18 protein-coding genes are annotated in these 23,072 nt (G+C 38.4%); 1 reads left to right on the top strand and 17 read right to left on the bottom strand.

Annotated elements, in window-relative coordinates; genetic code table 11:
* Positions 1 to 9: 9 nt before the first annotated feature.
* The 10 genes from JKA74_RS08940 to JKA74_RS08895 all read right to left on the bottom strand — a co-directional run bounded on the left by JKA74_RS08940 (position 10) and on the right by JKA74_RS08895 (position 6,807).
* Entirely contained in the window at positions 10 to 1,887 is a 1,878-nt protein-coding gene (locus JKA74_RS08940; protein WP_201430839.1) for an endonuclease, read from the bottom strand.
* A 290-nt stretch (positions 1,888 to 2,177) separates the two neighbouring features.
* Complete coding sequence (locus JKA74_RS08935; RefSeq protein ID WP_201430838.1) at positions 2,178 to 3,605, bottom strand: MATE family efflux transporter; 1,428 nt, start codon at positions 3,603 to 3,605, stop codon at positions 2,178 to 2,180.
* Positions 3,606 to 3,625: 20 nt separating this feature from the next.
* Positions 3,626 to 3,862 (bottom strand): hypothetical protein, encoded by a 237-nt coding sequence (locus JKA74_RS08930; RefSeq protein ID WP_201430837.1) that lies wholly within the window; start codon positions 3,860 to 3,862, stop codon positions 3,626 to 3,628.
* A gap of 18 nt (positions 3,863 to 3,880) precedes the next feature.
* Positions 3,881 to 4,036, bottom strand: coding sequence for a hypothetical protein (locus JKA74_RS21005; protein ID WP_201430836.1), 156 nt, complete (start codon positions 4,034 to 4,036; stop codon positions 3,881 to 3,883).
* A gap of 23 nt (positions 4,037 to 4,059) precedes the next feature.
* Positions 4,060 to 4,479 (bottom strand): VOC family protein, encoded by a 420-nt coding sequence (locus JKA74_RS08920; protein ID WP_236587634.1) that lies wholly within the window; start codon positions 4,477 to 4,479, stop codon positions 4,060 to 4,062.
* Positions 4,480 to 4,491: 12 nt separating this feature from the next.
* Positions 4,492 to 4,869, bottom strand: coding sequence for a VOC family protein (locus JKA74_RS08915; protein WP_201430835.1), 378 nt, complete (start codon positions 4,867 to 4,869; stop codon positions 4,492 to 4,494).
* 16 nt (positions 4,870 to 4,885) lie between these two features.
* Positions 4,886 to 5,266 (bottom strand): DoxX family membrane protein, encoded by a 381-nt coding sequence (locus tag JKA74_RS08910; protein ID WP_201430834.1) that lies wholly within the window; start codon positions 5,264 to 5,266, stop codon positions 4,886 to 4,888.
* Positions 5,267 to 5,577: 311 nt separating this feature from the next.
* Positions 5,578 to 5,973 carry an SRPBCC family protein gene (locus JKA74_RS08905; RefSeq protein ID WP_201430833.1) on the bottom strand — a complete coding sequence of 132 codons (396 nt, stop codon included), beginning with the start codon at positions 5,971 to 5,973 and terminating at the stop codon, positions 5,578 to 5,580.
* A gap of 21 nt (positions 5,974 to 5,994) precedes the next feature.
* A complete protein-coding gene (locus tag JKA74_RS08900; RefSeq protein ID WP_201430832.1) occupies positions 5,995 to 6,405 on the bottom strand; it encodes a VOC family protein in 411 nt (136 codons plus the stop codon).
* An 18-nt stretch (positions 6,406 to 6,423) separates the two neighbouring features.
* Complete coding sequence (locus tag JKA74_RS08895) at positions 6,424 to 6,807, bottom strand: nuclear transport factor 2 family protein (RefSeq protein WP_201430831.1); 384 nt, start codon at positions 6,805 to 6,807, stop codon at positions 6,424 to 6,426.
* A 282-nt stretch (positions 6,808 to 7,089) separates the two neighbouring features.
* On the opposite strand from JKA74_RS08895, the gene JKA74_RS08890 reads away from it, so the two are divergent.
* The gene (locus tag JKA74_RS08890) at positions 7,090 to 8,073 is read left to right on the top strand and encodes a GlxA family transcriptional regulator (RefSeq protein WP_201430830.1); all 984 of its coding nucleotides are present in this window, start codon (positions 7,090 to 7,092) and stop codon (positions 8,071 to 8,073) included.
* Positions 8,074 to 8,208: 135 nt separating this feature from the next.
* Here JKA74_RS08890 and JKA74_RS08885 read toward each other — a convergent pair whose 3' ends face one another.
* From JKA74_RS08885 to JKA74_RS08855, 7 genes are all read right to left on the bottom strand, one after another.
* Positions 8,209 to 8,613: a GxxExxY protein gene (locus tag JKA74_RS08885; RefSeq protein ID WP_201430829.1), complete on the bottom strand. Its 405-nt coding sequence runs from the start codon at positions 8,611 to 8,613 to the stop codon at positions 8,209 to 8,211.
* A 159-nt stretch (positions 8,614 to 8,772) separates the two neighbouring features.
* Positions 8,773 to 12,150 (bottom strand): DEAD/DEAH box helicase, encoded by a 3,378-nt coding sequence (locus JKA74_RS08880; RefSeq protein WP_201430828.1) that lies wholly within the window; start codon positions 12,148 to 12,150, stop codon positions 8,773 to 8,775.
* A 265-nt stretch (positions 12,151 to 12,415) separates the two neighbouring features.
* Positions 12,416 to 13,375: an NAD(P)-dependent alcohol dehydrogenase gene (locus JKA74_RS08875; protein ID WP_201430827.1), complete on the bottom strand. Its 960-nt coding sequence runs from the start codon at positions 13,373 to 13,375 to the stop codon at positions 12,416 to 12,418.
* A 330-nt stretch (positions 13,376 to 13,705) separates the two neighbouring features.
* Positions 13,706 to 15,778: an nSTAND1 domain-containing NTPase gene (locus JKA74_RS08870; protein WP_201430826.1), complete on the bottom strand. Its 2,073-nt coding sequence runs from the start codon at positions 15,776 to 15,778 to the stop codon at positions 13,706 to 13,708.
* Complete coding sequence (locus JKA74_RS08865; RefSeq protein ID WP_201430825.1) at positions 15,768 to 18,494, bottom strand: hypothetical protein; 2,727 nt, start codon at positions 18,492 to 18,494, stop codon at positions 15,768 to 15,770. The genes JKA74_RS08870 and JKA74_RS08865 overlap by 11 nt, the downstream gene beginning before the upstream one ends.
* 35 nt (positions 18,495 to 18,529) lie before the next feature.
* Entirely contained in the window at positions 18,530 to 19,282 is a 753-nt protein-coding gene (locus tag JKA74_RS08860) for an adhesin (protein ID WP_201430824.1), read from the bottom strand.
* Positions 19,283 to 19,296: 14 nt separating this feature from the next.
* Complete coding sequence (locus JKA74_RS08855; protein WP_201430823.1) at positions 19,297 to 23,052, bottom strand: hypothetical protein; 3,756 nt, start codon at positions 23,050 to 23,052, stop codon at positions 19,297 to 19,299.
* Between the last annotated feature and the right edge of the window lie 20 nt (positions 23,053 to 23,072).

Genomic DNA, 23,072 nt, shown 5'->3' with positions numbered 1-23,072 from the left:
ATGCTCTCATTACTCCATAATCACCAGCTTCTTGCTCATCATTTTATCTTTGGTAAAGACTTTCACAATGTAAAGTGAATTAGGTTCAAGTAATACCGAAAGTTCTGTAACAGGAGATTGATCTGCTTCGCTTGTATATTCAATTAATTTACGTCCTGAAGCATCAAAAACAACCACATTTACCGGATCGGTGATACCATGTTCTACTGTCAGTTGTTCCTGCTCATAACTTGTGGTGAAGGATGTTTCATTTAATGTTCTTGCAGATGAACCACTTCCCCAGATGCTTGATACATACTCCGGATGATCCACAAAAGGATTTCTGTTTCCCTGATGAGCAAATGCGGCTTCATTTCTTGCAATTTCCTTGGCACTCACCGGATCATTATTATGCCATGAAATCAATAAATCCAATGTCCAGTTTTCAAATACTTTATTGCTTGAGCCATCCAATATAGCATCGCTGTAACTACTATTATTTTCCCATCCTGCTATCACATTTTGATAGCGCGTGGCCATATAAAAAGCTGCCCGGGCAAGGTCTCCTTTAAATTCATCAATAGGTTCAAATACTGTTCCATTGTATCCTGAAACAGAACTTCCCAGTTTACTTCCATTGGATGACACATAACTTGCTGAGGATACTTCACCATACGGATAGCTTGCTCTTTTACTGTTAACATAGCCATCGGTAGCAAAAATATGGTGCACATCAGAATTCATTGGTTCCACGGTACCGCCAAACCAACTTCTCGGAAAGGAGTGTTCCCTATTGTAGCAACTGCCTTCTCCGGAATAATTACCACATTGATCAGAAGATTTTGTATAAGAATAGGAATCACTTCCGCCAGGTTTTTCAGAATATATATCGAGAATAGTACCGTCATTCTCATAGTAGTAATCTAATTCATTGGCCGAATAGAATGTCCAAATAGCATTATAACCTTGTGAATTATGCCCTTTAATGATGTTATGCAATTCTGTTTTCAATGCATAGCCCGAGAGTCCTGAGGCACTATTGTAATAATCACCTCCTCCACCATTGCCCGGATCAGATGAGCCTATAGTGAAATTTACTGTTTCCGAAGAACTAAATGCCCCTCCGGAACCTAATGTATTTCCTTCCGAAGTAAGTGAGTAGGATCCGTTCCCATAAGAACAGCAAATACCATCTCCATAAGAATCATTAATCACAAAACTGTAGTTTCCATCATCAAGGCAAAAAATTTCATTATACGTTGTATTATTACTGTAATTACTTCCGGAATGCAGGGTAGTGCCATTGGCATCTTTAATTACCCAGCTGGTTTCCGAGGCATAATTATCTGCAGTGAGAGTAAGTGCGACATCAGTACAGCCACCTCCGGTATCACCACCTCCTCCACCTGATGAGGTAGCAGGTTCAAAATTGTCGATATAAACTACTTCCGAGCCATCAAAACCTGAGACGTCATAAAATCTAAAACCCACTTCGATGTTTGATGAGGAAGGGGTATATTCAAAAGTCAGCTGTTGCCATTGATTAAGTTGCGAAGGATTTGAATAATTACGGTAGCCATCCACATATAACCTGGCTCGAACACCACCCTCAGTATGATAGACCCATGCAGAAAAAGTGTAAGTCTGCCCCGGGTTAACAGTAATGGTCTGAAGAAAATCCGTATTACTTTGTGTGGGGGTGTTGACAGTAATTCTCGCTGAATAGCTGCCATCTTTCTTAAGAGCACCTTCTTGGTTTAGTGATATACCGGAATCTATAGTGGTCCAGGCTGTCGGATTATTCCCGCTCCAATCCTCAAAAGAGGCATTCAATACCTGGGCATTGGTTGGTAAGAGATAAATAAAATTTAGAAACAGGAAAACAGTTAGGCTGTATAATATTTTCATACGATAAATGGTTTATAGTTAATCGCTTACAAGGTAGAAAAATATTTGGTATTTCTAAATTAGAGAATGATTAAGAAAAGATTAAGCTTCTTTTACCGAATAATTAAATAGGAGAAACTTAATAATACGAAATTAAATTACTTTTTAAGCCTCTATCAACTCAAAGACCCCTGCTTTGATAAGTACAAATTCAGGACATACAACTGTCTTTATTAGGCAGGTTCTAAAATAGTTTATCATCAAGCGTTAAAATCACTTGAAGATAATCCCGGTATAAGATTAGTTAGGATTTAAACTTCCACTGTTTTCCATTTTCCACGTGTAAACAACCACAAAGTAAATAGGCCTACCATAGTTTCAGAAGCAAACACTGCCCAGAAAACTCCTGAATGGTCCCACTTTAAATGAATTGCAAGAAAGTAGGCCAATGGTATTTGAATCAACCAGAAAAACACCACATTGATCTTAGTAGGTGTTTTGGTATCTCCCGCCCCATTAAAAGCCGAGGTAGAAACCATCCACCAGCCGTATACAAAGTAAGAGTAGGAAAGAATCTGCAACCATTCTCCACCAATGGCAATCACTCTCGGGTCTGCCGTAAAAATCCGCATGAGGGATTCATTATAGAAAAAGTAAATGAGGGAAACCCCCACCAGGAAAATCATGTTATAAAAACCTATTTTCCATACAGATGACTCTGCCCTATCAGGGTTTTTTGCTCCCAGATTTTGCCCAACCAAAGTGGCTGCTGCATTGGCCAGTCCAAATGCCGGCATCATGGTAAACATCATTATTCGCAAGGCAATAGTAGCTCCTGCCACGGCTTCGCTCCCTACATCAGCCAAAATACGCATCAGAAAAATCCAGGAAGTCATAGCCACAATCATTTGGCCCACTCCCCCCAAAGAAGTACGGAAAATATTCAGCAAAGCTTTTACATTCAAATATACTTGCGAACGCTTAATCCGGATATGTTTACTCCCTTTAAAAAGTACCCAACACTGAAGCAAAACACCTACTCCTCTACCAATATTAGTGGCAATAGCGGCTCCTTCTATACCCATGGAAGGAAAAGGGCCCCAACCAAATATCAACAGTGGATCTAATATAATGTTAATTCCATTGGAGATAAAAAGTACACGCATAGCAATGGCGGCATCTCCTGCCCCACGGAAAATGGCATTGATCACAAAAAGCAACATAATAACTGCATTGCCCCCCAGCATCCATTGAGTATAGCGGTATCCATTCTGAATTGCCCACTCGTCAGCACCCATCAATGCCAATAATTCTTTGGCAAAGAATATTCCACCTATAGCAAATGGAGCGGATGCCAACAGCGCAAGAAAAATCGATTGGACAGCCGAACTACCTGCATCCTCTGTGCTTTTCTCCCCAATCCTGCGGGCAATAATCGCTGTTACAGCCATAGACAATCCCATGCCTATGGAGTACAACAGGAATAGATAAGTTTCTGTAAGACCTACCGTGGCTACAGCTGAAGCTCCCAATTGCCCCACAAAATAGATGTCCACCACTGCAAAAGTAGACTCCATCACCAGCTCCAGAATCATGGGAATAGCCAATAAAAAGATTGCTCTCCTAAGTCCAATAGTAGTATAATCTGCCTCGGTACCACGAATGGCATTCTTTAGTTCCTGCCAAATGGAGGGACGATAATTAGGGGAGAGTGTATTTGAAATCTTATTTTGCTTCATATAGGCTTTTAAAATAAATTTTAAACTTTTGACACGATTATATCAGGAAGTACTTCCGATTGAACTCCGGAAATTGCCAATAAACGGATGACTTCATCAGCATCTATAAACACCTGATCCGTTTCCACTCTGAGGATTTTATCACAATCCTCCATATCAAAATTGACTTTGTAGTGAGGAAATAAGTTGCAGATTTCACGAATAACTAAATCTGCTTGTTCCGGATCTATCACATTGGTTTTAAATACCTCAACCATATGAGTATTTAAGTTAAATTACTTTTTCGGATGATAAATAAGCAAAATATTTCCGCATTTAAAAGACTGACAGTCAATAAGTTTTAGACCTAACTTTTTTCTTATATTTTTGAATAAAGGTGTGCCCTCCCTCAGAACTATTGGGTTTACAATTAAGCGGTACTCATCAATCAAATCTTCCTTAATAAATGTGGATGCTATATCTGCTCCTGCAAAACTGAAAGCACATTACCTGCTGGGTCTTCAAACCATGCTATATCTGGCCCTCTGCCTTCACTCAAACCTCGGAGCACTCCTTTCTCATCTTGCGGCAAATCTTCCCTATTATATTTAAGAAATGAGATACCTTTAGTTTTTAAGTTTTCAATGGCTGCATCAATATCTTTCACCACAAAATTAAGCACAGTGAATGTAGCCGGCTGATGATCGGGTTTTGGATAAATGAAGGGATGATTCCCTCCCGAAAGCTGCAGGGCAAAGCCCATATCTTCCTCTTCCAGAATTGAAATTCCCAGCATGTCCCTGTAGAAAGTTTTTGCCTTTTGCAGATCGTCTACTGAAAACCCGCTGAATGTTGATTGAAAATTAAACATATCTTTTTCTTTTTGTTTCTGCATATAAAATAAAAGCTATTTGGCATTTTCATCTACTTCAAATAGACCGAATGTATTTCCTTCCGTATCTAAAAAGTAGCCTTGCCAACATTTACCGGGCACTGCAAATTTCGGCAGCGCTATTTCGCCATCCAGTTCCAATATCTTTTTAGTCATGGCATCAAAATCATCCACCTGAATGGAATTTACAAAAGCATTGGTACCACATTCAGGTGGTGGAGTTTTTGTCGGCCTTTGAAGCAATCCTCCAAACATACCTCCTGTATGAATGTTCCAATATTCAATAGGAAGGCCTTTTACTTCTGTAAACTCCCATCCGAACAGTTCTTTATAAAAATGTGCTGTACGTTGGGTATCATCTGCCTGTATTTCAAAATAAAAATGTGTTTCCATGATCATTTCGTTTTAATTATCCCTTTATAATAGGAAGATACTTGTCTTTATTATCGATAATTATCCAAATAAGAATTCCCCAAATTACTAAAGCAACGGGTAAGCCCATTGGATCAACAAAAATATGGGTCAATAAAACACCGACCATCACTGGAAATAATATCAAGACACCTAAGGCCCTGGTTTTAGGGAAAAGAAGTAAAATACCTCCCAATAATTCTGCAAAAGCAATCAGTGGCATTAACCATGCTATCTCCATTAAAGCTTCGTTATCCTTTAGCACATTCTCCGGCAAATCCTCCGGAACAGGTATATAATTAAAAAATTTATTTAACCCGCCATTTATAAACAGCAGTCCTATAAGCAAGGACAACACAAACAATATTTTCTTTTTCATTTTTCTTATTTTGTTGATGACGATACTTGTTCCAATCCATCCAAAGCGGACATGAAACCTTCTTTGAAGACCATTTCAATTATTGTCTACTATTATATAACAAGATTTGATTTTTTCAGCTGATACCACTATTATTTCCTCAAATAACACCCCTGTAGTCCCCTCAAAAGGGACAGTCTCACAGATTTATACCAGCAGAAAATAATAAGCTTATCACAATTTTCTACTATTGCAAATGCCCTGTTATCTCTTTTGAGGTTCAGTTGCAAGACTGCGAATACTTCAGGTCACTTAGCTTTTCATGCTTAACTTTAACTTTCACAGTAGCTTTTTAACCGATGCAGAAACATAGCCCAATTATAGCTGCACCATCTGTAGAAATCTGTGATTTTATTCCAGCCGGAATGCTTAAGTACAACAGTAGTAATACCCTCATTTTCATACAATTCAAAAGAAACAATCGTACCTACCCATTCCGGATCAGATTCCACACACTCCCAAACTACTTTTTCATCTTCTTTAAGCTCGTTCACTTTGACTTTGGTGATATAGCCTTCATCAAAATCAAATTCATTCACAAAGCCCACTTCAGGTTTCACCTTCAGCTTTTGGGTCCATACCTTACTCAGTCCCTCTTCCGAAATGAGTGAATTGTAAACCACTGATGCAGGTGACTTGATATAATTTATTTGTTCAATAGCTACCATATTTCCACTTAAGATTCAAAATTACTTATCAAGGCTGAGCATCCATCTCACACCAAATCGATCAATCACCATAGCGAACAAGGCTCCCCAAAATTGTTCATTTAACTCATCCACCACTTTTCCTCCTTCAGGTAATTTTTTATACAGTTCATTAATTTCTTCTTCAGAACTACAATTCAGATTGATTTGTACAGAATTACCCTGCTTGAGCTCCCCCATTCCACACATATCGGAAGCCATTATTCTAAAATCCCCATTTTCAAGACTGCCATGTAAAATCTGTTCCTGAATATCTTTCGGAAACTGATCTTTCATAGGAGATTCATTAATCGCCATCAACTGAAGGTCTCCTCCAAAAAGCTGTTGGTAAAAAGTCATTGCCTCACGACATGTCCCGTCAAAATGGAAATAAGGTTGCGTTGGATTTTTCATCTTTCTCTATTTATATGTTTAAGACTTAAGTGCTATACCGTAGGAAATCATTTCCTTTATTTTTGCTGTTTTACTATTATTGTTGAACACATACATATCACAAAAACCATATCTGTCCCCTGAATGCATCTGAAAACTGCCATTACACGCTGCTGTTTTGCCATGCGTGACAATGTGGTCGATATTGAGTTCCACGGCAGTATACTCTTTCATGGACTCCAACTCCTTAGCTACCTCTTCTTTTCCTTGCATTACTTTATCACCTACCATTTCCCAAATGATATCATCGGTCAATTGGGAAAGAATGCTTTCCACATTACCTTTTCCAAAAGCAATATTAAGTTCTTTTAACAAGAGCTTTTTTGGGGCATTTTCGCAATCTTCTTTACAAGTTATTTTCATTATCAATAGATTTTAATTATTGAGGACCATCGATTATTAAAAATTTTGTTACTATGACCTCATTTACAAATGTATAAGAGTATATTAAATTTTACGCTGTGCAAATACGTCAATCTATAGGGTGAAATGCGCCAAGTATATGAAAGACAAAACCCAAACCACCAGTGTGGCCGTAAAACCGCATATTCCAATAGGATAAGCATCAAAAGAAGCTATAACCTCATACATAAGTAAAATGGGTAAAAGCTTGATTACGAGTGTAAGAAAATCTATTTTTAAGACATGAAGCATGTATCAATACTTTTGTTAAATGATGTTAATCTCGGCAGTATGGAAAATGCGCGACAGGGATTTCTGGAGGCCAATGAATACTTAAAAGCGCATGGTAAACCTGAGGCTTTCCAGGTGGAACTAGTAGGTCTCACTACTGCTGTAAAGCTTAGTAAAGGTTTATATGCTGTTCGCCCGGATAAATTGATAAGTGAGGTAATACATACTGATATGCTCATTATTCCTCCTGTACAGCATGATGTTGCCCAAGCATTGCAAGAAAACGCAGCATTTATTCCCTGGATAATCTCAAAATATCGAGCGGGTGCGGAAGTGGTGAGCCTTTGTTTAGGAGCTTTCATTTTAGGCAGTACCGGTTTGTTGAATGGCAAAGATTGCGTTACCCACTGGAAAGCTGCTCATCAATTCCAAAAGCTTTTTCCGCAAACCCGATTAATGGCAGATAAATTACTGACTGATGAAGATGGTATTTATACAGGAGGCGGGGCCTTTTCTTCTGCCAACCTGATTTTATACCTTATTGAAAAAAATATAGGACGTGAGGCTGCAGTATTCTGCTCCAAAATATTTCAAGTGGATTTAGGCAGGGATTCCCAATCTCCCTTTATCATTTTTACCGGGCAGAAAGATCATCCTGATGAGGGAGTAAAAACACTTCAAACTTATATTGAGCGCAATTATCAGGAAAAAATTTCCGTTAGCAATCTTTGTAAGCACCATGGAATAGGCCGCAGAACACTGGAGCGCAGATTTAAAAAAGCGACAGGCAATACCGTGGTAGAATATTTGCAAAGAGTAAAGGTTGAGGCTGCTAAAAGAGAGTTGGAAAAGGGTTTCAAAACTGTGGGCGAGGTGATGTTTGATGTGGGTTACTCGGACGACAAATCTTTTAGGAATGTGTTCAGGAAATATTCAGGAATGTCTCCTGTAGATTACAGAATGAGATACGTTAAAGAAGAAATTGAGGTGGTTTGAGGGAACATTAAGGTATTAAGATTAAATTATTTGCTAAAGCAAATTGAACATTAAGAAGTTAAGGAAATTAAGGGATTAAGTCTTTTTGAATTAATCTTTACACTTTATTAATTAAATGAATAAAGATAGTGGTCATTATTCCGGTAGGTTTTTGAAGATTTCGTTGACTAAGGGCCTGAGTGATTTAGTAATGTTATCTGTGTAGAAATTGATCAACAGTCCTTGAGGCTTCTTTAGTAATTTCATATACGTGTATAATTGTGCTTCGTGAACAGGCAAAATATACTCTACTGTTTTGAGTTCCACAACTATAGTGTCTTCTACTAAAAGGTCGAGCCGAAGCTGAGCATCTATGGTCATTCCATCATAATATACCGGCACTATTAATTGTTGGTTTACCCTATAGCCTCTTCTTTCCAGTTCATATTTCATACATTTTTGATATACACTTTCTAATAATCCAGGACCTAGTTCTGTGTGGACTTTAATAGCACAACCAGTAATTTCATACGATAATTGAGTTACATCTTTTTTAGTCACAACTTTAGATGTTGGTTAAGTACTAAAGTAAAATAATTATCATAAACATTAAGGGATTAAGTGAATTAAGTTACTCATTTACATCACTCTAAGCTTATAAAAGTCAAAACACTCTCCTTTCTTAATTACCTTAACTTCTTAATGGTTTACACTGAATGCTCAACTCAAAAAACCTAACAATTCTTGTTTATTCAGAGATTTCAAAAACGAAGCATCTTCCACAATCAATTCACCAGCTAATTGCTTCTTACCAGCTTGCAGCCTCATAATTTTTTCCTCGACCGTATCAGGGCAGATCATTCTGATGACAGTAACATTTTTAACTTGCCCGATGCGATGAACTCTGTCAATCGCTTGATTTTCTACAGCCGGATTCCACCAGGGATCGACCAAATATACGTAATTAGCCTGCTCTAAATTTAAACCTGTACCACCTGCTTTCAAACTGATCAGGAATACTCGAATATTATGCTGCTTTTGAAATTGCTCCACTACCACTTCTCTATTTTTTGTACTGCCAGTTAATTTTACATAGCCAATCCCCTTTTCCTGTAATTCCACTTGAATTAAACTAAGCATGGAAACAAACTGAGAAAAAACTAACATTTTGTGGTGGGGTGCATTATCTTCAATCTGTTCCATTAAAGCCTCTATTTTGGCACTCGGATGCTCCTCTGCAAAAGTACCATCGCTCAGGAGTTTAGTGGAGTTACAAATCTGCCTTAGCTTCGTTAATCCCCGAAGTACATTCATCCTGTTTTTATCCAGTTCTTCTTCATTTTTTGCAGAAATGTACTCTCTGAACTCCTTCTCATATGCATCATAAATGGCTCGTTGCTGCTCCTGCATCTCGCAATATAATATGGTTTCTGTTTTCTCCGGGAGTTCTTTTGCTACCTCCCGCTTGGTTCTTCTTAACAAGAATGGGCGGATTTTTTGCTGGAGATCTTGTGCTCTTTTACTGTCTTTGAATTGATCGATGGGTGCTGAATAAATCTCCTTAAAGTATCTTTTGCTCCCTAATAGGCCGGGGCAGGCAAAAGAAAACTGACTATACAAATCAAAAGTATTATTCTCCACAGGAGTGCCCGTAATGGCAATTTTATTCCTCGATTGGAGCAACTTTACTGCCTTATAACGCTGCGATTCAGGGTTTTTGATCTGTTGAGATTCATCCAAAAAGATATAATTGAAAATATAGCTTTTCAGGAAATTTACGTCCGTCAGCAATGTGGTGTAAGAGGTCAGAATGATGTCAAAATTAGCATAATGGGTTGTTTCCCTGCTTCTTTCCGGTCCCCGAAGAATGAGCACTTTTAGATCAGGAGCAAACTTCTCAATTTCAGCTTTCCAATTGAAAATAAGAGTAGTAGGCACTACCAGTAAGTTAGTATTTTGCCCTCTTTTTTGCTTTTGTAACAGCACAAAAGCAATGATCTGCACGGATTTACCAAGTCCCATATCATCTGCAAGACAACCACCAAAATTAAAATCATCCAGGAAATTTAACCAGTTTAGCCCTTCCTTTTGGTATCCTCTGAGCTTGCCATTTAGCCCGGCAGGTACTTTTACTTTTTGAATTTTTGTAAAATCCTCTGCCTTCTCACGGTATAATGCCAGCTCTCTTTTTACAGAATTATCCAGCATTTCTTCTTCGAAAAGTTCTTCAATCTGGCTAAAGTTCACCTTTTGTAGTGTCAAATGATCATCATCTGAGATATCGGCAGCAATAAAATATTGTTTAAATTTCTCTATCCATTCTTTAGGAATAATGCCCTGCGTGCCATCATCTAACAGCACATAATTGCGCTTGTTCTTAACAGCAAGATGTATCTTTTTCAAACTAGCCTTTTGTTTTCCAAATTTCACATCTACCTCAGCATTAAACCAGTTGATCCCACTTAAAACTTTAATATCAACCTTAATTTTATTAGGATTAAACTTATTATTTCTGATTTCATTAAATCCTAAAACGCGAATTTGATGATTACCCCACTCCTCAAAAGTATTGAGAAACCACTCTTCATCCAGAAAATATCTTTTATGCAAATAGAAATATTCCAAAGGATAATCCAATTGCCCTTCAAAATCAGGATGCTGTTTAATCAGTAAAGAAATTAACTTATCCTCCTCAGCAGCATCTCGCTTTACCAGGAAAATTTTACCCTTCTGATCTGTTCCATAGACCTGGCGTTTGCTACGAACCGAAATTTCCATGTCGCTGTAGCGCATCACGGGAATGATCATTACATGACTACCAAAATCAGACAAGTAAATGATGCGTTCTCTGTCCGTATCAAAACTTCCCCACGCTAGTTGCTGCGGTGTTGCCTGCGGGATGTATTGGTAGTCAATTTTAATTTTGTCCTCAAGTTGATTGAGCAATCCTTCCTTAAAAGCATTAAATTTAGAGGGGTAAACCAGCAAGCTTCCCTTTTGCTCAAACAATTGTTGAAGGGTTCGAATCAATTGCAGGTTCTCTATCAGGCACAATACTTCTTCAATTTTTAAAAAGTAATTATACTGAACAGCTATTTCATTCAAGGAATAAGTGCTTTCTCCAACTTTAACAGAAGCAGAAATTTCATAGGCTGCTTCTGATTTTGAAACCGTAATCACTGGTTCTTCAGGAAGCATGGCTATTTTAACTGGCTGAAGGGCTGATGCTATCACATTTTCAGATTTTTCCGGCTGATGGAAATAAAAAGGATATTGCAGGGGGTTTTCTACGATTGCCTTGAGTGCCGCAAGATCTTCCTCAGCCAGTAAACCTTCAGAACGATTTTGAAACCTACTCAATGCCATGAAAAATTTCATCTTAACAGGATCTGAGCTCTTCCAAAGATATTTTTGAGCATCGAGCAATACCAACGGATTTTTAAGCTTCCCTTTTTCAGTTTTTTGTCCGTGATACAATTCTATGATTAAATGATGGTAGAATTTATGCTGCCTTAGCACGATGAACCGACTTTCAGGATCCTGATTGCTTTCTACAATACTTTCCTGGGGCTGAATCTGTTGCTGCAGTCTGTAAATACTTTCTTTGGTGACAGAAATAATCTCCGGCTTAATCGGCTCAATAAAAAGCCTGCCGGTTTTCAATTCTATCTTAAAGTGCTGATCAAGATTGACCTCTGCTTCCAAGCCAAAATCTAAAGCCGCTGTTCTGAGTTTATTGTCTCTTACTGTTTTGTTAAAGAAAACCTGCAACTCCTTTTGTTTACACAAGGCGTTTAAAACCTGGATTTGATAAGAACACGCTTTACTTCCCTCCGCCCCACAATCACATAAAAGCATCAGTTGATTTGCCTCCAGAAGTACTGAGACAATAATACATAATTCACGGGTAATTTCCAGATCAAAAACAGCCTCGTTCAATTTAATCTCTGCTGGGAAAATTCTTCCCGATTCTACGAAATCAGCACCTTTAATTTCCGGTGGTAACTTTTTCCAGGACAAACTTTCCGGTTCATCCAATTGAATGATCAGTCGGTGCTGAGGGGTGGTGGAATTAGAAGCAGGATCCGTTAATGTCATTTAATGGAAATATAGAGATGGTTTTTAGTGGAATAAAAATAGCTAAGTATTGGCGGAAAGCGAAAAATTGATAGTTTTTTTAGATCATGACTATCATCACAAATAATTAACCACAAGCCAATCATGAATATTAAAATGGCATTCTTCAATAGAAAAAGGCAATAATTAAATTTTACTTCTTTTATTCACTACCATAATTTAAATACAATCGAGGGCGGTTATTTGTGTCATAAAAATAGTTGTTTATTTTCCGGCAGGGTTAAAGCTATTGTATGATGACCACGTTACCCGTTTTCTCCCCGGTTTCTACATACCTAAATGCGTCTGCAATTTCATCCAATGGATATTTTCTATCTATTACGGCTTTAAACCTATTTTCCTCCATCAATTTTTTCATCAATAACACACTACCCTTGATATCTGTTGGCAATGGAAATTTTACTTTTTTACCTCCAAACCATGGAGTAACCAATGCAAGAAAAAGATTCTGAACCCTACCCCCCAGCTCTGAGGATATATATACCCCAAGAGGCTTCAGCAATGGTTTGCATTTTTTGAAAGAGCTTTTGCCCACTGCATCAAACACAAAATCATACTTTTCAGCTGATTGTGTGAAATCCTGTTCCGTGTAATCAACTACTTTATCAGCTCCGATTGATTTTAATAAATCCAGGTTTTTCGTATTGCCCACAGCAGTTATGCTAGCTTCAAAATACTTAAGAAGCTGAACCATTGCAGAGCCAATAGCTCCGGTTGCACCATTTACTAATACTTCACTCCCTTTAGCTATCTTCACTTTATTAATGAAATTATAAGCATAATGAGCACCCTCCAAACTTGCTGCGGCTTGCTCATATGAGGTGTTTTCAGGTATTGTGGCCAATGCCTTGTTTTCAGGAAATACCATGTATTGAGCATGTGACATTACCCCGGTATCATCAAAACCAAAAACCTTATCCCCCGGTGTAAAGGATACCACATTTTTCCCAACAGCCTCAACCATTCCTGCAAAATCAGTTCCGGGAATGGTTTTTTTAGGGTTGAACAAGCCTGTGAAGAAACGCATGATAAATGGCCTTGCCCTCAACATCGCACAATCTGTCCTGTTAACTGTTGATGCAAATACCCTTATCAGTACCTCATTGTCATTAGGATCAGGCTTTTCCACTTCAGTGATATTGAGGACATCCGGTGATCCATACTTTTTATAGACTGCAGCTTTCATGTGTATATGTTTATTTCCATTAGTCACATGGAATTCAATAAATTTTATTCATCCTAGGTTGGTATGTTAAGGATTTTAAAATTTATGCTCATTTCATGTGTAGATAATTTTTTTTTTTAACGGTCACCCCGATTAGTCGGGGCAGGCTATGCCCCAAAGGGATCCCTTCGGGAGAATTCGTAAAATTGATATTCATCCTCGATTGGTCCCGAGTACTCGGGATACTCATTTCATTTTATCTAATCAATATGATAATCCAAAATTTTCAATACCACTGCTTCCTGTATTTCTATTTGTTGACACATCAGTTCCGTAAAAAGACTCTCTCAACTATTTGCAATCTTTCAAATTCTCCCGGCTTGGGGGAGTGCATTGATAATTAATTGAAGTAAGCATTTCCCACTGACAAGCACAGTGCTTTTTCAGGGAATCACAGAACCCTTCGAATAAAACTGCATGTTCATTATTAATACTATCCATATGAACATCAATGGTATTCCATTCCTTACTCCAAAAGTTCAGGACTTTCTGTATTTGTGAAATCTTTGATTTTAACCCTTTCTTACATAAAGAATCCCTTTCTATCATTATTTCTGCAAAATGAAGAAATTCTCTCATTGAGGAGTTAGAAGTTTTATTTAACCTTCTTGCCTCCCTACGGAGTTGATCGATATGGGCAGAATCCATATCTTGCAATGCATCAATATATATTACCTTTAAAGAATCTAAATCCTGAATAAACCCGAGTTTTTTAGATTCTGCTTCAGTTAATTTATGGGCTTTTTCTACATGCATTTTCTCATTGTAGGCCCAACCAGCCAAAGAAAGTGAAATAATACTGGCTATTATCAGGACAATTCTGAATTGTTTATCCCGTTTTTTCTTTTGTTCCTGTCTTAATCTCTCCTGCCTAAGTGCATCCTGATAATTTTGCTGGCTCAGCAATAAGTATTCAATGGCATTTTCAAAATTTCCCGGATAGCGCTTCGCCCATGCTTTCCCCGGCTTTTCCCGCTGGTACCAGTCCAATGCTACCTGGAGTTCAGGGTTCATGAAGTAGCCTTTCTTGTCTTGTCTGAACAAAGCAGCCGAATTGGCTAACCGGATATAAATACCGGCATATTTTTGTTCCTCCTCTACCCAATGCTTTAGGCGTGGCCAGCTTTCCATCAATTCTACATTGCGAAGGGTAATTTTAGAATATTTGTTTACCTGAGAAAAAGGATTGTCGAGCAGGTCATCCAGTGAATCAAGTCGCTCTTCTATATCGTATGTCTCAATTATTTCAATAAGCTCCAGTCCTTCTAAAGTAAAGAGGTCAATCACTTCTATTAGCTGATTGATGGAACATCCGGCCACCTTACTCACATCCTCTACAGCCACTGCCCTTGTCCTTTCGTTTTCTCCCACTTGTGCAATGCTCTTAAAGAGGCACGTACATATTCTTTTCTGAACTTTATTTAGTACAGAATAAAGCTGCTCAGCATCTTTATTAATAGCCCCTTCAAGACCTCCGGCTTTTTTATAGAATTCAATAGTCAATAGTTCATCGGAGGTTTTTACACTACTTAACCACAGATCTACCATGGATTTGAGTAAATATTGCAACTGGTAATTATTGGCCTGATGCTCTTTAAAATCCTGCAATATTGTTTCAATTAAGGCTGATTCAACCCTGATACCGGCACTTTTAAAGGCATGGACAATTATTTTACCAAGGTGGGATGCGTCCATTTTGGGAATCATGTATTGGCTATCATTAATCACCTCAGGAAGGCCGGAGTATTGAGAGGATTCGCTCAGGAAATCTGAAGAAAGTGCCATCACCAGATACACCGGATGGTTGCTACGCCTGATAAATTTTAAAATCAGATTGATAAAAAGGAGTTTATCTTCTTCACTTTCGTAAAGCTCTTCGTAAGCAAATATATCTTCGAAATCATCAATGAAAATAAGCAGGTTATGCTCCTCTTCTAATTTATACTTATCAAAAACATTTAATAGTCCCTGTACATTCTCACGAAGTATTTCATTTAGCTGATCAGCAAAATTAGGCTCTATTTTACCTCCTTTTAGAAAAATCTTTGAATTGGCAAGTGCAATGGCCATGTTTTTCAAAGGGTTGGTACCCGGTCGAAAAACCACATATTTCCATTTATCACCACCCTTTCCTGCAAAACCATCCAGAAGGGTGGGTATAATGGCACAATTGACCAAAGAGGCTTTACCACTACCCGCATCTCCTACAAGGGTGATAAACCTGTTTTCACGCAATCTGGAAAGGATATCATCCGTACGGTATCCATAAGAATAGTAGAAATGGCTGTCCTCCACTTCATAGGGTTTTAAACCTGGAAACGGATTTACATTTGATCCATGGCCCTTACGGTTGCTATTCTCCATTTTTCGGTATGGTTAAGATATTGATTAATTTGGCAGAAAGTATATTCAGCTTTTTCCAGTCAAAATTAGGTTGTCTTCTCAATTCAAGCCACTGCTTCTGCAATACTTCAAAATTTCGCATCCCTTCCATATCAAGCCAGATAAACTTTACAGACAGGTGTGCGGGGATACTTTGCCTCAAACTATTGTTAAGCAATACCCTAAACTCCTCATTTTGAAACCTGGGAATCCATTCAGGAAGAACAAGACTCATCTTGGCATTATAAAAATCCTTACTTACTTTACGCTCCTCAATTTTGACCGGAGTCATAATAATCTTCTTCTGAAAAGCAGTATTATCTTTTTCAAGCTCACGGAAGTATTTAATGAGGTCGTCAATTTTCATTGCCGCACCCTCTTCAGAAACTACCTCATCCTCTAAGCGAGCCAATTCACGGTGATGCTTATCTTTCAGAATAATTACATGTTTGCCGGATTTAACCTGAACCCTTTTATAATTGGCTTTATCACAGCCAGCCAATAAAGCATCCTCAGCTACTAATTTCTGCTCATCATAACCATGTGAAATTATACTCTTAAATAAAACATCATCCTCTCTGCCAAGGATTTGAAAATGGAATTCATCCACTCCGTAGGGTCTCAAAAGTATATGTTCCATCACATGGAAGCCTTCAGTTTTAACATTGGTTTCATTAAACCATTCTACCAGTTTCCCTATTGTTTTTTGTGCGGCTTCAACCGTTTCTACTTCAAATAGCTTTACCGGGAAATCTTTCTTATCCCTATAAAACAATACTATATATTTTGAGTCAGTTTCAGGCATTATATGATAATTGGCCCTATTAGCCCCATTTAAAAACAGGTGTTCCAAAGTTTTTCTTTCCCTGATGAGAAATGTTACTTTACCTTCTATTTCTTCTGTCTGGCGGTAATGGATTTCCTGACCCTTATCCGTTTCTGTCTTGGCATCTGTCACTAATTTACTTCCCGGCTCATGAATATTGATTTTCATGTCGGAGTAGTGACTAATCAAGGATCGTTGACGGTGGTCCCTGATATTCAAAAGAAAACTGATACGCCTTTTAAAGGTCGGTATATTTTCCTGGTCTATGGAATCCTTTAGATAGTCAAATGCCCGGGCCCTTTCCCTGCTTATTTGAATATAGTTTCTTAGAAAACCTGATTTGAGTCGTATTACCTCCTGCTCTACCTCTTCTTTGGGCAAATCTCCAAACAAATTTTTCACCTTTATGCTCAAATCGTCTGAAAAACGTTCCCCAAACCTAGCTAAAAGATGATCAAGTATCCTGTTTTTTCTATCCAGGTGATCATCAAATCCTACTACTAATTGCTGAATTTTCTCATTTGATGGATTTTCCAGGAGTTCTTCCAAATCCGGGAATTCCATTGGCAGTTTTCCATAATAGGTATGAAGGCCATCATCTTCAATAGAGAACAAGTCCTTAATCTTTTGTAGCTGAATCAAATGATTGGCCAGTACCTGGTCAAACATAAGCAGGTAAGCTTTCAGCTGCTTTGCCTTAGCTATTCTTTCTTCACCTGCATCTTCCGGCAAACCATACCGCCCTACTCCGTAAAGACCCGGCAAGGTATTTTGAATAGAAGGGAAATCGGAGATTTGGTTAAAGGCAAACGGCTTCACAACTTTGTCAAATTGCCATTTGAACTTCATATTATTGGCACTTTTATGTTTATCCAGCTTCACTTCAAACAAATGTTGAGCTGTGGATTTTTCATAGTCATAAGAAATGCCTCCTTTGGTGATTTCTATCCCCTCGCTATGGCTGATGTCCAGCTGGGCGAAATAGCCAGGGTCAATTTTAAGAGAGTTACCATAGGTTTTAATCCCATTTTTCTTGATTATCAATTCCTCTACATTTCGAATACCGGGAATTGAGGAAATAATTTCTGCAATTTTAGTCACATAAAACTCATCATTTTTAAGGTACAGCTCAGACGGTATAATAAAGCCATGATCAAAGGAAGGGGTTTCAAAAATCTTCTCCAGGTGCATCCCTTTTTCAGTAAGCTCTTCATAAGTATGAAACTGCACTGCAGGGTTGAAATAATTATTAAGACGGTAGAAGAGTTCGGATAAAACCTCTTCCCCCACAGCATCGGATTTTATATCGATTTTGGCACCAATATTTATTGGTGTTGGAAGTAATATTTGTACATCATCAATATCCTCACACAAATTTCGATTGGCTGAGAAAAGCTTCCTTACCTTTTCCTTTATAATTCCGTAATCTGCTTCTGAAGTTTCATTTGAAACCTGTACTATTACCTTGTATAAACCAGACAAGCCGAGCTTGTTTTCCTCCACTGGCTCAAGCCATGCATTGTTAATCGCACTAATCTTGTCAATCACCAAAATCCTGTAGTCTGTTAAGGTCAGTGGTCCACAGGGAAAAATTTCATTCGGGCCGAAGAGGGCATTTGAATCGGAAACAGATTTGTATTCATCGTTGTAGAACAACAATTTCTCAATACTGATATTAGTACGGTAAGCAACATCAGTGAGTGCATAACAAATTTGCTCCAACAATGTAACTCCAGGATCATGTTCATTAAAATCCGTCCAGATTTTACCGGAAAGCTCTTGCAAGTATTTAATGCCCTCTTTTCGAAGTGCCTTATAATCCAGGCTTGTCAATAGTTCAGGGTCTCTCCTTATAGATTTTGGCTCTAACATGAATAGAAATTAATGATATTTTAAAAAGATGAGATTCATTTCCTGTTAAAAAGCTGGTCATCCCACAAACTGCAGGCATGAAATTGAATATAATAAGGTTTATCCTTCACATTGCTCATTCCATAATGGCTTCGCGTTTTCATTTCGAGTCTATAATTAGATGGCTCTCCCCTCCATCTAAACTTTATCCTGTTCCAATAATTCCCATACCAGGATTGAGTAACTTTTACTTTACTGGAAGAGCTTCCGTAAGCACTAATAGCCATGGCATGGGCCATAGCATATTTACCTCTCCCTTTTCCGGCAGCGGCTTTTGCCACAATTTCAAAAGCATGACAGCCTGTAAGGTTTTCAATAATGGGATGCCATTGTCCGTCAGCAGGAACTCCTCCCCCAGAATAGGCACCTACCCTTGCCTGAGAACGGCTTGTTCCCTTCACATCCAGTCGGGTCCTGGGAAATAAGGTGCCCACACCAATATTCCCGTTTTTTCTAAAAAACAACCTATGCTTATCTTCACCCTCTGTGACACTTAATCCCTTCACTTCTTCTTTCGGATTGATAACAAATTGCCAATCCGGCTTTTTATCTCCTATATTTTCATAGAAACTCATCAAGCGGTTGGAGCTCCCCAAAGGAGACAACTGCAGGCCTTCATCAATGCTCTTGGCAAAACCATCATCAATTTTATTGATGGAAGAATCTATCAGATCCGAAAAATGAACCTCTGTTGGGTTCTTTCCATTTTTGAAGAAATTTTTTAAGGTGGTACGGTTATATATCGGCATAAATAGTCAATTTATCATATGTCAATTTCAACAACAAAGTAATCTTTATCCTCACCTTTTTTATAGGGAGGAAAATCTTCCAATTCCATCTGAGATTCTTCAGTGACTACAAAATCACCTCCCAAACGCATTCTTTCTATGGCTGCCCTTTCCGGGCTTTCATGTATTGTTTTTTCTATAATCTCAATAGCATGTTGTTCCATAGGTGCTAAAATACTCCATGGTGTACTTGCCTGCAATATTTTACCTTCGTCCATGGAATCAGAAAGAGAGTATTCCTCATTATTATAATGTACTATCACTACTGACAGCTTTGTAATAAAGGTGATATAATCCAATGATTCCAAGAAAGTAAGTACCTCTTCATGCTTGATATACCCTCCAAAATTCATTCGGGCAGAGGAGGAGTAAAACCATGGGCAGATGAGTTTTCTCAAGTCTTCGTGCAACTTCTGAATATACTCTCCTTTTTTGTTATTATCAATAAACCTGACTTTACAATTCACTTTTACTTGCTCATATACCGGGTTTACCACTCTGATATTCACAAAAGGAGAACTTATTGAGGTGACATGCTTTTGAATATCACCTAAAGTATTGTAGTCAATTTTAGGCAGGTAAAAATCATTCTGACGTTCAATGGAAGGCACTACCACAACAATAAAATCACCGCCTTTTACTCTTCCTCCACCATCCATGGGCGTAATACATTTCACTCTGTCAATGAAGGGGTACTTCTCCATGATGAGATGTTCATAGTCCCAAGGGGTAACAGCCCTGTTCTTATGCCTTAATCGTTCGCTGACCCTGGCGTAAAACCTGTCGGAATTTTCCTGTGGGATACCTGAAAATGATGCGGTTGGCTGAAAGATACCTGCTATTTCTGATCTAGGATGAACAAACCTCTGAATGGTGCCCGGTAAAATATTCCGGCTCCACTGACTACCGGGCCTGTGGGGCACCCAGGATGCCGACAGCGCCTGTGTATGGATAGATTTCGTTCGTGACAACAAGCCTACATCCCCTGCCACCTTTGCGGAAATCCAGTACTTATCTTCAGGAAGGATACTATTGCCAATAGTAATACCTTCAGGTATGGAAAGTTTGACAATACCTGAAACAGTAAAATTATTAGTACTATCAAAAATCACTTCACTTTTGTTAAAATCCATCCATTGATTGTTGGATAAATACTGCCATTGTACAGTCGGGATTTCTACATCAAAGTTATTCCCCATCCGTTGCTCCAACTGGAAATATAATGTAAGTAGCGTGGGTGGTTTGAGTTCACTTAGACCAATAAAAAGATAGCCATTACTCTCAAATTGTGGTAACAGGGAATGATCATAGGGAATACTGTTTTTAAAAATTGTCCTGGTTCCAAAAGGGTGCAAATGATAAAACTTTTCATCGGCTTCCGGATTACTCCTTCTTGTAGCTGTTTTATCAAATAATATTGTTGATGATGCCTTATAACCCATTTGCATACCACTTAGTTGAGGTGCAAAAGGAGGGTTAGGCAAATCCAGTGCTTTCTTGTTGGACGGCTTAGCCTTTTCAATTACTTCATTGGCAAATAAAGTAGGATACATCTCATGGCCAAATCCTAACCCGGGCTCCACTAACTCTAATTTCAGATAGCCGGACCTGGTAGTATTGTCAAATTCCGGCAATACATCCATTTTGTAATCCGATTTGATTTGTAATGCATCAATATCTACTTGGTCCAGCCTGCTATGCCTGTCCAGAAGATTTAAAGAAGCTTCTCCTTTTCCGGTTTTCCTGGTGCCAAACAAATTGAACGTCTGGAGTTTTCCCTCAGATCGAGGCAAAAACTGATGCCCTGACAAAGCTCTCAAAGAAATTTTAAAGGAGTCATTGTCAATATTTTTATTGTATTTTCTATAATATTCCTTGAATCCATTTTCATTCCTGGGCAGGTTTTGCCACTCCAGGTCCAGAGTGATATCATTTATTTCCTTTTTGAAGAGTTCATCATACCCTATAAGCAAATAAGATCCCTGATTAGGTATGGTACCAAAAGGATAAAACGGGCTGCTTACATCAAGTTTCCCGAGGTTGTTAAAAACCTGTAGTCCTTTAATCTGATCAACCTCCACATTGATTGTGCATTCTTCTATGATCAAATCCCTCATATAAGAATAAGCATACATAGCTTTGTCCGTACTAAGGGTGATTTTCATAAAAGGCCATCCGGAACCAAATTTTTCATAGTCCTCATGTTCTTCATTCAGAGGCAAAATAGCAGGTGCTGCCAAATCCAGTTCAAAAAAGATACTGAGAATCCCATCCGTCCAGGCCTTCTTTGGTGCAATTTTATAATTTTCAATAGGGTGCCAACCATCAGAGGATGAGAGGTGAACATTAAATGAGTTGGAGAATACTTTATGAAAAGCCCCATCAGCACTTAGTTTCTCCTCAATAGAAAAATCTTCAAGAAAAGAAACCAGTGAAGACATTGATTTTAAGTTGAACCTCAGATCCATCCTCACTTTTCTGTTACCTTCCTTGAGCAACAATACCGGAGAAGAAATGGCAAATCCTATTTCGGACATCTGCATGCTTCTCTTGCCCTCTCCCAATGCATATTGCTCTTCCCCAAAGGTTGCGAATGATAAGGGGGAATTATTAACATTACCGGTTGTTATACCTACTTCTTTGTGGTATATATTGGAAGTAAGTTGGTATTTATCTCCTTCTGCTATCATAGGATTTTTCGATAAATACAGCACTTTAATATCTGTTACAGATGCTTTATTTAGAATAAGTTCATGATCAGCGCTGTAGAGATATTCATAACCATCTTCATCCACACCGGCCACAAATAAAGTATTCCTTTCTATCACATGTTTACTGACATGGTCTGCCAACAAAAAATGGAGATGTACTCTATCAGGGATAGCGTCATGAAATTTCTGTTGTAACTTATGATAGTAATAGTAGTCGAGGTGTTTACGCGTAATCTGGTTCAGGTCTCCCTTTACATGTTCAAAAAGCTTCACAAATGTGATAAGCAACGCATTCTGAGGGGCATGAATTCCGCTCTTAAGTGACTTCAGGAGAAGTTGGGGTGCTGCATTTACAACGGAGGTAACGCCTCTTAGGAAATCCTTAAAAAGAAATGTCAATTGCTTTACACTATGGCTGATTTTCTCCCTGATGGTTTCCCCCACCATCTCATAAGCTTCTTCAGGAGATTCATCCGCTTCCCAAATTTTATCCAGCCTGGCGGATGAGTTGAGTTCAGACACCAGTCCCAATTCATTGTAGGCTGCCCTCAGTACCTCAAGTCGTTTATATTTCTTGCTCAGCCTGTATTCAATGGCATTTTGAACCATTGCACCCAATTCATTCTCCTTTCCGGAGGAATATTCAAATGCAATGTTATACCATTCATCAAAGAGTTGGATAAGATTAAAAACCTCATGGTACAACTGATGGAAAAGATTAATGAGTTTACTTTCATCAATTTCATTCTCAAACTCGAAGAGCAGGTCCTTAAACCTCATATCCAGTTTTTCAGGATCAATAATTGCAATTCGGGACAATAACACACTGATGTCACTTCCGGTAAATTGTTGCCAGTTGCCAGCAGGCTTATTTTTTAAATTATAAAATTTTATTGACTCAGAATACTTATAGAGAAATGCGAGGTATTCCGCAAGTCCTCGTTCATCTATTTTCACATAGTCCTGATGCAGAATAGTATTAGTTCTGTCCGACTGTGAAGACCCTTGTGTTCTTTTCAATATTTTTTTCGTTGCCCCAC

This window comes from Marivirga aurantiaca (genome assembly GCF_016679925.1).
Classification (GTDB): domain Bacteria; phylum Bacteroidota; class Bacteroidia; order Cytophagales; family Cyclobacteriaceae; genus Marivirga; species Marivirga aurantiaca.
This window is presented reverse-complemented; position numbering and strand designations above follow the sequence as displayed.

Bases quoted from the DNA above. Each gene is read 5' to 3' on its own strand.
- JKA74_RS08930 (WP_201430837.1), bottom strand. From the start codon at position 3,862: ATGGTTGAGGTATTTAAAACCAATGTGATAGATCCGGAACAAGCAGAT.
- JKA74_RS08890 (WP_201430830.1), top strand. From the start codon at position 7,090: ATGAAGCATGTATCAATACTTTTGTTAAATGATGTTAATCTCGGCAGT.
- JKA74_RS08935 (WP_201430838.1), bottom strand. From the start codon at position 3,605: ATGAAGCAAAATAAGATTTCAAATACACTCTCCCCTAATTATCGTCCC.
- JKA74_RS08915 (WP_201430835.1), bottom strand. From the start codon at position 4,869: ATGGAAACACATTTTTATTTTGAAATACAGGCAGATGATACCCAACGT.
- JKA74_RS08860 (WP_201430824.1), bottom strand. From the start codon at position 19,282: ATGCCGATATATAACCGTACCACCTTAAAAAATTTCTTCAAAAATGGA.
- JKA74_RS08905 (WP_201430833.1), bottom strand. From the start codon at position 5,973: ATGGTAGCTATTGAACAAATAAATTATATCAAGTCACCTGCATCAGTG.
- JKA74_RS08910 (WP_201430834.1), bottom strand. From the start codon at position 5,266: ATGAAAAAGAAAATATTGTTTGTGTTGTCCTTGCTTATAGGACTGCTG.
- JKA74_RS08900 (WP_201430832.1), bottom strand. From the start codon at position 6,405: ATGAAAAATCCAACGCAACCTTATTTCCATTTTGACGGGACATGTCGT.
- JKA74_RS08875 (WP_201430827.1), bottom strand. From the start codon at position 13,375: ATGAAAGCTGCAGTCTATAAAAAGTATGGATCACCGGATGTCCTCAAT.
- JKA74_RS08865 (WP_201430825.1), bottom strand. From the start codon at position 18,494: ATGTTAGAGCCAAAATCTATAAGGAGAGACCCTGAACTATTGACAAGC.
- JKA74_RS08895 (WP_201430831.1), bottom strand. From the start codon at position 6,807: ATGAAAATAACTTGTAAAGAAGATTGCGAAAATGCCCCAAAAAAGCTC.
- JKA74_RS08940 (WP_201430839.1), bottom strand. From the start codon at position 1,887: ATGAAAATATTATACAGCCTAACTGTTTTCCTGTTTCTAAATTTTATT.
- JKA74_RS08920 (WP_236587634.1), bottom strand. From the start codon at position 4,479: ATGCAGAAACAAAAAGAAAAAGATATGTTTAATTTTCAATCAACATTC.
- JKA74_RS08870 (WP_201430826.1), bottom strand. From the start codon at position 15,778: ATGGAGAATAGCAACCGTAAGGGCCATGGATCAAATGTAAATCCGTTT.
- JKA74_RS08880 (WP_201430828.1), bottom strand. From the start codon at position 12,150: ATGACATTAACGGATCCTGCTTCTAATTCCACCACCCCTCAGCACCGA.